A 12,841-nucleotide genomic window follows, 5' to 3' on the forward strand; every position below is an offset into this window, starting at 1 on the left:
TCCTAGGCTATTTCGGCTTCTTCTTGCGGTGAAAAAATCACTGTTGGGTCGATAATAATGCTGTGCTTATTATTCATATTTATCAGACCTTTCATCATATGACGGGTTTGTGGGTCGATATCAAAACCAATCGAAGTTAATTGTTCTAGTGGTTTAATATCGTCTTTATTAACCGTTAAAGAGTCTTCCACCTTATCTACCAACAAGCCTATATGAGGGGTTTTGCCGTCTTTGGTGGTAAAGATGATAATGGGTTTGTAATCGAGAGTGATCTGCTCTCTTGCTGTTTGGAATAACCTGACGAGCACTGTAAATATCTTGCGTTTCTTTTCATGGAAGAGTGTTAGGGCTCTTCCTGATGTGTCGTTAGCGTTTACACTTAATAACTCTTCTGCCATAGCATGTAGTTCTCGATGCGGCTTATCGAACTTGTCGAGTATTACACGTAACTCTTCGTTGTCAGTTTTAAAGTTATTATACCAAGTGCCAAATGCGCATTTGTCTGGATCTTTGGCTTTTTCAAATGGAGCGCCATTGGTGAGGCTATTTTCTAACGCATCAAGCCAGTCTAGATGATCTTTTTCTCTGGCAATAAGTAAATCTGAAAGCGTTTGATTAGCAACTTGGGTCGACTCTTTGTTAAGAACAATACCAAGATCAAAGATGGGTGTTGGAGTGCCTAAATAATCCTTTACGCCAATAAAGCTTTTATTATCGTTGGGTAATTCGGTTAGGTTATTTTCATATCGTTCTGTTAATAAAATATCGAGTATTTTTAAAGCGATCGTCTTAGAGCCAACTTTAAAATTAATAAAGTCCATATAAGATTCTTTCCTAACATTCTCATTTATTAAATAGAGCATAGTTGAGCTTATCAAAAATGCACGTATGATAAGTAGCTAACTCACCGAATATTATATTAAAAGATAGTTTAGCAATGAAAAATAAACGCCAGCTACTGATTACCAGCTTAGCACTGTTTTTAAGTGCAAATACATACGCAAACCAAAATGTAATCTCGCAAAGTGTCGAAGAGTTACGATTAACCAAACTTAACACCGTCGATGCAAGCTTGGTTAACTACAAAGCAATGTTACAATTTGCGAAACAATGGCAAGCCGTAAGTAATTACGCAGAAGCTAAACAGTTACTCTTGAAAGTCGGTACAAAGTTATGGTCTGAAGTTAAAGCACAGGTGCAATCTAACCAGCAATATGACGATAGGCCGCTTTACTGGCAGCGTCTCGCGGTTAAATCTCAACTAAAGAACACGCCGCTTAATTTTTCAAAAGCCGAGCTAGCTAGCCTGTTAGAGGTGTTTGAAACAGTATCTCGTGGGTACTCTGATATTGATTACCGCCAAAGCGCAGATACGCAAATTTTTATTACCGGTTTTGATCCGTTCTTATTGGATAGAAATATTGCGCAGAGTAACCCTTCAGGACTTGCGGCACTAGCGTTAGACGGAAAGGTTATTGAGCTTAATGGTAAGCAAGCCGAAATTAATGCGGTTATTGTACCGGTGCGTTATGAAGATTTTGATCAAGGTGAAATAGAGTCACTGTTAGCACCTATTTACTTAGGTGGACAAGTCGATTTAGTTTCTACTGTTTCAATGGGCAGAGAGCATTTTGATCTTGAGCGTTTCCCTGGCAAGCGTCGTAGTGTAACTGCGCCAGATAATTTAAATGTACTATCGGGTGGCACAAAAGAAGCGCCAATTATTTCAAAGTTAGCAGGCGAAATTCTTTCGGGAGATGAGTTTGTTGAATTTAGCTTGCCTGTTGCTGCGATGCAAAAGGCAAAAGGGCAATATCAAGTAAACGATAACTTAAAAGTAGTGACGTTAGAAAAAGGTGAGTTACAGCCTAAATCGCTTTCTGAGTTAAATGGATTAACGGCGGTTTCAGGTGGCGGTGGTGGTTACCTTTCGAATGAGATCTCGTATCGCAGTATTCGTTTGCAAAATCAATTAGGTACGAAAGTACCAACTGGTCATATACATACGCCGCGTATTAAAACGTTTGACGATGCGACCAATAAAGCGATTGTGAATCAAATTGAAGCCATGCTTAAGCAGGCGATACCTGTTATTTAGTAAATGTGAAGTGGTTTAAAAAAACTGTGTTGTCTTTTACCCGTTCGGATAACTCAACATAGTTTTTTTTGCTTTTATCTAACTGCATTTTTATGACTTGCAGCTTTTGTAATAAGCATTCGTTTGATAGCGGCATGCAGGCTTTTGCCGCGTTGTAAAATACAAATGCGTTTGCATATCCCTCTAGGTGCACACGTGTCGGTTTTGTTATATTTGCCAGCTTCATCGATTGAAGAAATCGCTTACACCAATTTTGCTTACAACCATCTACTTTTGGCATCACTTCCGTTACAAGTACTTTGCTTGGTTGTTTAATGCGTGCAAAAAGCTCGTTACTCGAGACAAATGAAACACTGGTAAAATAAGGCTTAAAGTCTTGCTGGTTGGCTAAATTTATAAAGTGGGCTAAGGGTTTGTAAGTACCAACTAAGCAAATCGCTTGTGCGTCGCTTTTTTTTAATTTTTCTAATGCTCGCTCAATATCTTGGCTATTTCGCTTGAATCTGGCAATGGCTTTTGGCTTTAAGGAATATGGCAACATTGCTTTGGTAAGTGCATTTTGCAGTGAGAGGCCAAACTCATCAGCTTGAATCAAAAATGCAATTTTTGTCAGCCCTTTTTGTTTTACTAAGTAATCAATTTGCACCTTCGCTTCGTCGTTATAGCTAGCGCGTAAATTAAAAATATGATCTTTGTGGCGTAATAAGTCTGCGCCAGTGAACGGGGTAATAAACGGAATTTGGTGAGAATCGATAATGGGTTGAATCGCGCTAGATGTCGGGGTGCCAACATATGAGAAGAGAACATCAACTTTAGCGTTATTTATTAGGTGTCGAGTGTTATTTACCGTGAGGTGGGGTTCATACTGGTCATCAAGTGCGAGTAATTCTATTTTTCGACCATTTACTCCACCATTAGCATTTACTTGCTTAAAGTAAGCGTCAGCTCCTTGTTTCAATTGCACGCCTAACTCTGCCGATGGACCGCTTAACGCTGCCGACATACCAAGTTTAATGGGTGGTTGCTGCGTAGCAAAGACAACTAGCGGAATACAGCAAATTACAATGATTAGTTTAGAGATTAGGATAGTGATTACACCATTCATAAGCGGCTTGCTTTAGCGCTGAATTAAGTTGTTTTTTCCCCGTTAATGCAAGAGCTTCGGTGACCTTAGTCTCAGGCATATTCTGTAATACTAGCTTAATTATTAACTTTCTAGAAATACTTTCTAGTTTATCTAGTAAACAAGGGTTTACATAAACTTGTTGAGCTAAGGCAAAGCGTGCTTGGTCAACGCTGATTTGTCCTTCACTAAACCTTTTTACTAAGTTATTGCTGCTAGTGTATTGCTGGTTTGATGAAATCAAGTTTGCGCTAATGCCTAATACTAACTCGCTTGGTAGATGCGAAAACGAACGCGCTAACTCAAACAAAAATTGCTGCTTGAAATGGGATTTGAGCAATGTCTGTTGGTCTAAATAAATATTTGAAGCTTTAATGACTAAGCAAGAATGCTCACCACTTGCTTTATCTTGCTTGGCACCGAGTTTAATAATGTGATAGTTCTGCTTAAACCAAAAGTTGCAAAGTTTGGCTTCTGCGCCAAAACTTGCCCCTATAAAGTCAACATCAGGCGATAGTGTTTTCTCAATGGTATTTAACAGTTGTGTGCCAATATTGTCGCCTTGGCAATAAGGATTAACAGCAATACGCACAATGCGGGCATAACGAGCTGCAAGCAAGTGTTGTTCGCCGAGTAAACACGCAGTAGATTGCGCCAACATATTGCCTTGAGGACGGCGTTCCCCAGCAATAATTTGTGATGCTAACGGATCGGCTAGCTCACCTTCTAGCGCAACCAATGCGGCTGCTAATAAAATGCCATTTTGTTCAGCAACAAACACCTTTAAGTTATTGCCATCGAGCATATGTCGTAAGTCATTTACGCTAGTTTGATAATGCGCCATCACTAAAATAGCGAATATCTGTTTAAGTAATGCGTTATCGTTTATGAGTTGTTGCTGTGAAATTGCGTAAAACGCAATGTCGTCTTGGTGATTTATATTTAGCTGCTTAAAGTCAGCATCGAGTACTAATAATTGGTTAATGGTGTTTTCGAGCGGGTCATTTTCAGCGTAACGCATCGGAGTAGATAGCTCTGTAATAAAACAGTTTGTGCGCGTAGCTTTTAGATGAGGAATAAAGCGTAAATTAAACCCTCTACCAGTACCTTCGTAACCGTGAAGCGTTGTCGCAAAACCAAATTTAATCGGTAAATCGAGCGCTTTTTTTAATAGGCTTACAGGTAAGGTTGCCGCTTCATCAATTAATACCAAATCGTAGTTTGTTGCTTGGTTTAGCAATGCATCAGGTGCAATAAAATCAAGCTTTACGTCATTATCAATTAATTGTTCGAAGTGTTTATATACAGTTGCAACAGTCTGCTTATGATGGGCGCAAATAGCAACACGCTTGCCTTGTGATGAACAATTGGCTGCCAGCATTCCAAGCGTTGCCGATTTCCCTCTGCCTCTATCGGCGGTTAGTAAAAATGTGGCGCGGCGCTTAGTTATAAATTTGCTCAAATCGGCAACTAGATTTTGCTGCTCTTGATACTGAGTACTCTCAGTTGCAGTGAAAATTGAGATTGTAGGCAGTGCATGGTGCTCTGAAACAATCAAAGCCTGCTCGTTGTTCTTAAGTAGTGAAATGAACCGAGTTTGGAAAAGTGAAATAGGGCTAGGTGGTTTATTGGCACTTTGAAAACGAGCAAACGCGGGATCCGCTTGCTTGGTGTAACTTTCAAAGTTCGGCATTAGCAGCACTAGTAGGCCGCCTGCTTTTACTGTACCTGCCACGGTTGCGAGCTTGTCTGGCATTAGCCCTGAATTTACGTCAAACACCACTGTGCTGTATTCTTGCCCTAATAATTGGTGATTGTGCTCGGGCCAAAAATTAACTGAGGGGGAATTACTCAGGGTTAATAAATCGGGGTAAACCGTTTTTAAGGTATCAACTTGTTGCCAACACCAATGCTCACTCCCTGACAAAACCAATAACTGACGATGCTTACTCGTTAGTAGCGACTGGTGTAATTGGTTAAGCCAGGTGTTAGTCAGCATAATTTACATCGCTTGTAATTTCGCATACATGGTCACTAGCCACTTGGTACCATGATCATCAAAGTTAACTTGAATACGCGCCTGCGGGCCCGTGCCTTCATAGTTTAATACTGTACCCTCACCAAACTTGCCGTGCATTACACGCTGGCCGAGTTTAAAGCCAGTATCGTTAAAGGTTTCTAAACTGATGGTATTGCTAAAACGGCCAGTGGTTTTAGGCTTGGTGATTTGTGTTTTAATGCGAATCTCATCTAGGCAATCTTCCGGTAATTCGCGAATAAAGCGTGACGGGCTATGAAACTTTTCTTGTCCGTATAAACGGCGGCTTTCAGCGTGACAAATATAAAGCTTTTGCATGGCACGTGTCATACCTACATAACATAGACGACGTTCTTCTTCTAAACGGCCGGTTTCTTCTTGGCTTTGTTGCGACGGGAACATGCCTTCTTCTACGCCTGCCATAAACACCAAAGGGAACTCTAGGCCTTTGGCCGAGTGCAGTGTCATCATTTGTACCGCATCTTCGTGTTCGTCTGCTTGTCCTTCACCTGACTCTAGTGCGGTATACGCTAAAAAGCCATCAAGTGGCGAGCTAAACTCCTCTTCATCTGGCAGTTCGTACTGGCTAGTAGCGTTAATTAATTCTTCTAAGTTTTCTACGCGCGCTTGACCTTTTTCGCCTTTCTCTGCCATATACATCGCCATTAGGCCTGATGTTTGAATGGCGTATTTAGTTTGTTTATCTAATGATTTATCGAGAATGTTGTCTTCTATCTGATCGATTAGCTCAATAAACGAATTTACTGCATTGGCAGCGCGCCCAGCTAAATGCTTTTCTGCTAGTAAGGTTTTTGCTGCGTACCAAAGTGGTAATGATTCGCTACGTGCACAATCACGAATAAGGCTTAGTGTGCGATCGCCAATGCCACGTGTTGGGGTATTAATGATACGCTCAAATGCAGCGTCATCATTGCGGTTATTTACAATGCGCAAGTAACATAAAGCGTCTTTAATTTCTTGACGTTCGAAGAAGCGCATACCGCCGTAAATTCGGTAAGGAATTCGCGGTGACTGAATATTTAATTCAGACTCCAGAACACGCGACTGGGCGTTGTTGCGATATAAAATGGCGCAGTCTTGCAGTGCATTACCTTGTTCAAACCAGGCCTTAATTTTACTTACAATAAAACGGGCTTCGTCTAGCTCGTTATAAGCAGCGTAAACACTAATTTGTTCACCTTGATTACCGTCAGTCCACAGCTCTTTACCCATACGCTCGGAGTTATTGGCAATTAAATGGTTTGCCGCTTTTAGAATATTACCTGTTGAGCGATAGTTTTGTTCTAAGCGAATGGTTTGCGCATCAAAGTCACTAATAAACTGTTTAATATTCTCGATACGCGCGCCACGCCAACCATAAATACTTTGGTCATCATCACCCACAATCATGATTTTATTGCTTTTGCCAGCAATCAATTTTAACCACTGATATTGAATGGTGTTGGTATCTTGGAATTCGTCTACCAGCATATGCGGAAAACGCTGTTGGTAGTGACGAAGCAAAGTTGGTTGGTCGCGTAATAATTCAAAACAACGCAGTAAAATTTCGGCAAAATCCACTAATCCAGCACGGTCACATGCTTCTTGATAAGCAGTGTAAATACGCAGCATCATTTGTTCGTTAGGATCGAACGCTTGAATGTGTTTAGGGCGTAAACCTTCGTCTTTTTTAGCGCCAATATACCAAGCCGCTTGTTTGGCTGGCCATTTCTTCTCGTCGATGTTCATTGCTTTCATTAAGCGACGGATCATCCTCACTTGGTCGTCAGTATCGAGAATTTGAAATGATTCTGGCAGGTTTGCTTCTTTATGATGGGCGCGCAGAATGCGATGGGATAAACCGTGGAAAGTGCCAATCCACATGCCGCCAACAGACGCTTTAAGCGTTGCTTCAACACGGCTGCGCATTTCTTTGGCTGCTTTGTTGGTAAAGGTTACCGCAAAAATGCTGTAAGGCGATGCGTGTTCAACTTGCATTAACCAAGCAATTCGATGGACAAGTACGCGGGTTTTACCTGAGCCTGCGCCTGCCAGCACCAGCATATTTTGTAGCGGGGCGGCAACGGCTTCGCGTTGATTGTCATTTAAACCATCTAATAATTCAGAAACGTCCATCGAAGTTAACTCTTTACCAAAATTGGCAAAAGTATAACAGGAGTTGATTTAATACCAAATAGAATACTGTTTTTATAAACAGGGGTTAGTTATCTATTGAGTTTTATCGCTAACCTTTACATTGTGAGCTGGTTGCTGAAGCTCTGAACTTTTTGTTTCTATGTACGCTTTAACAAACGTTGCTCTTTCGTTTTCAGGTAACGTTGCGATGATATTTTCAATATGCGCTATTTGTTGTTTTTCTTGAAAGTGAGAGATAACTCCGTCACCGCTGATAAGGAAAAAGAGAATTAGCATAGGACCCATAACAGGAAATCCATTTCGTCCTTTTAGCTTTCCATCTACATAAAGCTTCACCCCAGTTAACCAGTTATTGGTTACGCGAACGTGATGGTCGTTTAAGTCGAATTCCCATTCTTTATACATAATGTTAGTCCTTTTTCTAATGTTGTTCTTTTTTAAGAAGAAAGTCGTTTATTTGCTTATAAGGCGCTGCGCCCGCAAGGGTACTCGCCCATGAGAGGAATAGACGATAAACCTGTCTGCCGCTTGCGAAAGTTGCACTGTGACTTCAAGACTAAGCAAAGACCATGAAGGAGTTACATCAATAATACCAATCTCGGAGAGGTTAGCCCTTAAAAGTACATCATTGCTAAATAAAACACTGATATTACTAAAATCTCTTAAATCACCATCGACATACAGTTTCATGCCATCAAAATAATGATAAACAATGTGGATTTGGTGATGCCTGAGATTAAATTTCCATTCTTTTTTAAACATAACTGCTCTCTTATTTATTGAGTGCAGAATATGTTCTGTAATGAGCTTATTAAAGTCATTAATGATGAGAGGTTATATTACGTGATGTAAGGAAATATCGTGCACATGATATTTCCTTAAGTTATTAAACAAGCAGGGATTTGAGCGCAAAAATATCGCTTATTTCCATGTCAGCTAAACCTTTGTAGCAGTAGGGCACAAAAGCATTTTCTAGCCACACACTATAACAGCCAGCGTTATTAGCGCCTTGCACATCTGAATCAAGGCTATCACCCACATGTAAAATCTCGTTTTGACTTACACCTAATTGCTGGCAAGCCAAATTAAACATATCGTTTGCTGGTTTTGCTTTGCCGTGAGGACCGGCTTGTAATACTAAATCGAAGCTATCTTTTAAATTAAATTGGCTTACATCAACATTACCATTAGTAATAGCAATTACTTTGTATTTTTTACGAAGTGCTGCGAGTAAATCAATTACTTCAGTTGCAACCTCAATATTACTGCGCGCTTTAGCAAACGCGTTATAGGCTTGTGTTGCATGAAATGCTGCATTTTCTACTTTGAGAGTTTCTAACCCCCATAGTAAAGCCTTTTGACGCCATAGTGTGACGTCGTTGATGATCTCTGGGTTTTCAAGTGCATAACCGTTTCGGCAAGTGCGCCAAAAATCGCCGCTTTGCGCCGCCCACTCGGGAATTGCAGCAAGGTAATCTTGTTGTGTTTTAATGGCATTTTTAATGATAGGGCGGTTGTCGTAAAGGGTATCGTCTAAATCAAAACTAATCACTTTTACGGCAGAAATTGCTCGGTTAAATCGCATCATATTACTTCTTTTTTGCCCTTGGGTGTGTGTTGTCGTATACCTTTGCAAGGTGTTGAAAATCTAAGTGCGTATATACTTGGGTGGTTGATAAATTGCTGTGGCCAAGTAACTCCTGCACTGCACGTAAATCACCGCTCGACTCTAAAATATGGGATGCAAAGCTATGGCGTAATTTGTGCGGATGCACATTGGCACTTAGGCCTTGTTCAATGCCCCATTTTTTCATGCGCGCACGAATTTGGCGAATCGACAAGCGACGTTTTTGTTTACTAGTAAATAAAGCGAATTCGTCGGGATTAGCAAACTCTGCACGCACTTTAAGCCACGCTTTTACTGCGCTAATGGCTTTTCGCCCAACGGGAATAACCCGCTCTTTACCACCCTTACCTAGTACGGTTAGAAGGCCATTAAAGATCGCGCTCTTATCCGTTAAATTAAGGCTAGCAAGCTCAGATAAACGCAGCCCTGATGAATACATTAATTCCATCATGGCTTTATCGCGAATTGCTAAGCTATCTTCAGGCACAATTTCAAGCAACTGATTTACTTGGTCAACATCGAGGTTTTTGGGCAGTGGTTTGGTGAACTTCGGCCCTTTTACTAGCTCTACCGGATTCGCTTTGGCAAGTCCCTTTCTAATTAAAAACTTATAAAAGCTACGCAAGCACGATAGGTGCAAATTAATGGTTCTGGCTGATAAGTCACGACTTTTTAGTTTGGCCAGCAAGCCTTTTACGTTCTCCACTTCAATTGCTTGCCAGTTAGCAACAAATTGCGAAAAATAGTGTGCAGATGTTTCTAAATGACGCAGGTAAGCATCGATGGTGGCTGTAGAATAGTGTTTCTCATTGCGCGCAAAAGCGATATATAAATCTATACTCTGCTGCCAGCTTGCGCTTAGCGGTTGTTGCTCACTCATAACTGAGACAGTTTGATATCTAAGGCTTGAATAAATTCTAAAACAAATACGCTGTTTTGTTCTGGGTGATAATGTGTTTCGTCGCTGCTGGCGAAGGCTAATATGGCTGTTGGCGTATTTTTATCGCCAACCAAATACACAGCTACCGAGCCAACTGTTTTTTTAAATAGTAGCATTTGCTCTTCTTGGCTCAAACGTCCTAAAAAGCTGGTTTGTACGCTAAAGCGTTGGTCGAGTAGCGTTTGGTGCGTATCGGGATTAACAGGTATTAATTGGCAATCAAGTAAGTTAAATCCTTTGCACAAGGTTTGTGTTAACTTTTCTTGTAGTGCTTCTAGCGTATCGGTTTTAAGTAGCAGTCGATGACATTGATTGAACACTTTAAAAATGTGTTCGTTATTGGTTGCGTTATCAATTAGGTGAGAGAGTTTATCGGTTAATTCTCTATTTTTATTTTGCAATAAACTTTGTTGACGCTTTACAAGGCTGGTGGTGCCGTTTGGTTCGTCGTAAATGGATAAACGCGCAAGTAGTTCGGGGTGCTTTTGTAAAAAGTCACGGTTTTGTTCTAAATAGTCGACAACTTGGCGTTCATCTAATTCATTCATATCGCGATTTGACCATCAAACACATGTTCTGCAGGGCCGGTCATTTTTACTGGGTGACCGTCGCCTTGCCAATTTATTGTTAATTCGCCACCAGGTAATTCAACCTTAACTTGATTGGCGAGTTTCTTTTGTAAAATACCAACCACAACAGCGGCACAAGCACCGCTACCACAGGCAAGCGTTTCACCTGCGCCACGTTCCCATACGCGTAGTTTTATATGCTCTGGCGAGATTATTTGCATAAAACCAATATTGGCCTTTTTAGGAAAGCGTTCATGGCTTTCAAGTAGCGGGCCTAACTCGGTGATTTGATCAGAGTTGATATCGTCTACTTCAAGCACGCAGTGCGGGTTGCCCATAGAGACAACGCCACAAAATATTGTATGTTCGCCTTCACGGATAATATACGTTGTTTCGCGCTTGGTCGCTTTAAACGGCACTTTTGCTGGGTCAAACTTAGGGTGGCCCATATTTACGCGCACTTTGCCGTCTTTCTCATTGTGCAGGCTAATATTGCCAGATTTTGTTGAGACCTGAATGCGGTGGCGGTTGGTTAACCCTTTCATACGAACAAAGCGTGCAAAACAGCGTGCGCCATTCCCGCATTGTTCAACTTCATAGCCATCGGCATTAAAAATTCGGTAATGAAAATCCAAATCAGGATCGTACGGCGCTTCAACCATAAGTAATTGGTCAAAGCCAATACCGAAGTTGCGATCTGCTAACTTACGAATTTGGTCTTTTGAAATAAAAACATTTTGCGTGACATTATCAATAACCATAAAGTCATTGCCTAAGCCATGCATTTTAGAAAAATTTACTAGCATATATATAAACTATGATTGTGCTTAAGGCAGTGTACACTCGTTTCGGTATAGGTCGTCAATAGTTTCGCGTTGACGAATTACATGAACTTGGTCGTTATCTACCATTATCTCAGCTACGCGCGGACGTGAATTGTAGTTTGAGCTCATAGTAAAACCGTACGCACCGGCACTGCGCACGGCAATTAAATCGCCCGCTTCAATGCACAAATCACGGTCTTTACCTAAAAAGTCACCAGTCTCACATACCGGGCCAACGATATCGTAATTTTCGGTTTTACCTAGTCGCGGCTTAACCGCAATAATATTTTGCCAAGCTTGATAAAGCGATGGGCGCAGTAAATCATTCATGCCTGCATCAACAATCGCAAAGTGTTTACCTTGGTTTTGTTTTAGATATTCAACATTGGTGACTAAAATGCCGGCGTTAGCTGCAATAGCGCGGCCGGGTTCAAAAATTAGCTCAACATCGGGTAATTCTGCTAAGCATTCGGTGATTTTACTAACGTACTGACTTGGATGTGGAGGTGCTTCTTGGGCATACGGCACGCCTAAACCACCGCCAACGTCAACATGGCTTAGTTTGATATTATGAGATGCAAGTTCTTTAACGAGCGCGATTACTTTTTTAAGCGCCGCTATAAAAGGTTCTACTTCGGTAAGCTGTGACCCAATATGAAAATCAATACCCTTTATATCTAAGTTAGGTAAGCTCGCCGCTTTCTTATATACATCAACCGCAATTTTAATATCTATGCCGAATTTATTTTCTTTCAAACCGGTAGAAATATAGGGGTGCGTTTTAGCATCGATATCAGGGTTTACACGAATAGATATAGGCGCATTTACGTTCAACTCAATTGCAACTTGCGAGATACGCTCAAGCTCAGCTTCTGATTCAACATTAAAGCATTTGATTTTGTGCTCTAGCGCAAAGGCAATTTCGTCATGTGTTTTAGCAACACCTGAAAATACCACTTTACTGGTATCGCCACCGGCCGCAATTACACGTGCCAGTTCACCTTTGGAAACAATATCAAAACCAGAACCAAGGCGCGCCAATACGTTTAAAATAGCGAGGTTTGAATTAGCTTTTACGGCGTAACATACAAGGTGATTATGGTGACTTGCCGCGTCGCAAAATGCCTTATAGTGGCGCTCTAATGTAGCACGCGAGTAAACATAACAAGGCGTACCATATTGTTTGGCAATATCTTCAACCTTTACTTGTTCTGCAAACAGTTCGTTATCGTTATAGTTAAAATAGTCCATTACTGCTGATCCTTTTGCTCTTTGTCAGAGTCGGTTTGCTGCTTTGGTTGATTTGATTCCACTTGATCTTGCTCGGCGAGATATAAAGGACCTTTTTGACCGCAACCAGCTAAAATGAGCAATGACACACTCATAAATACTGAAACTAATTTCTTACATTTAACCATATCGTCTGTTTATAAAACTTATTACTGACAAGTGAATGCCACGGTTG

Annotated in this window: 13 protein-coding genes; 1 reads left to right on the forward strand and 12 read right to left on the reverse strand. The window is 41.0% G+C overall.

Features of this window, described 5'->3' with window-relative positions:
• Nucleotides 1–2 precede the first annotated feature (2 nt).
• Nucleotides 3–821 carry a CZB domain-containing protein gene (locus L1068_RS20915; protein WP_237131815.1) on the reverse strand — a complete coding sequence of 273 codons (819 nt, stop codon included), beginning with the start codon at nt 819–821 and terminating at the stop codon, nt 3–5.
• 116 nt (nt 822–937) lie between these two features.
• Between L1068_RS20915 and L1068_RS20920 the strand changes: the two genes are divergently transcribed.
• Nucleotides 938–2,098 (forward strand): hypothetical protein, encoded by a 1,161-nt coding sequence (locus L1068_RS20920; protein ID WP_237131816.1) that lies wholly within the window; start codon nt 938–940, stop codon nt 2,096–2,098.
• On the opposite strand, the gene L1068_RS20925 is transcribed toward L1068_RS20920, so the two are convergent.
• The 11 genes from L1068_RS20925 to L1068_RS20975 all read right to left on the reverse strand — a co-directional run bounded on the left by L1068_RS20925 (nt 2,091) and on the right by L1068_RS20975 (nt 12,794).
• Nucleotides 2,091–3,203 carry an ABC transporter substrate-binding protein gene (locus L1068_RS20925; RefSeq protein ID WP_237131817.1) on the reverse strand — a complete coding sequence of 371 codons (1,113 nt, stop codon included), beginning with the start codon at nt 3,201–3,203 and terminating at the stop codon, nt 2,091–2,093. The two genes, L1068_RS20920 and L1068_RS20925, sit on opposite strands and share 8 nt — an antisense overlap.
• The gene (locus tag L1068_RS20930) at nt 3,172–5,220 is read right to left on the reverse strand and encodes a GNAT family N-acetyltransferase (RefSeq protein WP_237131818.1); all 2,049 of its coding nucleotides are present in this window, start codon (nt 5,218–5,220) and stop codon (nt 3,172–3,174) included. The genes L1068_RS20925 and L1068_RS20930 overlap by 32 nt, the downstream gene beginning before the upstream one ends.
• A gap of 3 nt (nt 5,221–5,223) precedes the next feature.
• Nucleotides 5,224–7,395: a DNA helicase II gene (uvrD, locus tag L1068_RS20935; protein WP_237131819.1), complete on the reverse strand. Its 2,172-nt coding sequence runs from the start codon at nt 7,393–7,395 to the stop codon at nt 5,224–5,226.
• 93 nt (nt 7,396–7,488) lie between these two features.
• On the reverse strand, nt 7,489–7,821 hold the full coding sequence (locus L1068_RS20940) for a hypothetical protein (RefSeq protein WP_237131820.1): 333 nt from the start codon (nt 7,819–7,821) through the stop codon (nt 7,489–7,491).
• A 48-nt stretch (nt 7,822–7,869) separates the two neighbouring features.
• Entirely contained in the window at nt 7,870–8,178 is a 309-nt protein-coding gene (locus L1068_RS20945) for a hypothetical protein (protein ID WP_237131821.1), read from the reverse strand.
• A 124-nt stretch (nt 8,179–8,302) separates the two neighbouring features.
• A complete protein-coding gene (locus tag L1068_RS20950) occupies nt 8,303–9,004 on the reverse strand; it encodes an HAD-IA family hydrolase (RefSeq protein ID WP_237131822.1) in 702 nt (233 codons plus the stop codon).
• Between the two features lies 1 nt (nt 9,005).
• Entirely contained in the window at nt 9,006–9,923 is a 918-nt protein-coding gene (locus L1068_RS20955) for a tyrosine recombinase XerC (protein ID WP_237131823.1), read from the reverse strand.
• Nucleotides 9,920–10,531 carry a DUF484 family protein gene (locus tag L1068_RS20960; RefSeq protein ID WP_237131824.1) on the reverse strand — a complete coding sequence of 204 codons (612 nt, stop codon included), beginning with the start codon at nt 10,529–10,531 and terminating at the stop codon, nt 9,920–9,922. Before L1068_RS20960 ends, L1068_RS20955 begins: the two co-directional genes overlap by 4 nt.
• A complete protein-coding gene (dapF, locus tag L1068_RS20965) occupies nt 10,528–11,358 on the reverse strand; it encodes a diaminopimelate epimerase (protein ID WP_237131825.1) in 831 nt (276 codons plus the stop codon). The genes L1068_RS20960 and dapF overlap by 4 nt, the downstream gene beginning before the upstream one ends.
• Before the next feature lie 21 nt (nt 11,359–11,379).
• Complete coding sequence (gene lysA / locus L1068_RS20970) at nt 11,380–12,627, reverse strand: diaminopimelate decarboxylase (protein WP_237131826.1); 1,248 nt, start codon at nt 12,625–12,627, stop codon at nt 11,380–11,382.
• Entirely contained in the window at nt 12,627–12,794 is a 168-nt protein-coding gene (locus L1068_RS20975) for a lipoprotein (protein ID WP_237131827.1), read from the reverse strand. The genes lysA and L1068_RS20975 overlap by 1 nt, the downstream gene beginning before the upstream one ends.
• Nucleotides 12,795–12,841: the final 47 nt, after the last annotated feature.

The sequence above is a fragment of the Pseudoalteromonas sp. MMG024 genome (assembly GCF_021654175.1).
Taxonomy (GTDB): Bacteria; Pseudomonadota; Gammaproteobacteria; order Enterobacterales; family Alteromonadaceae; genus Pseudoalteromonas.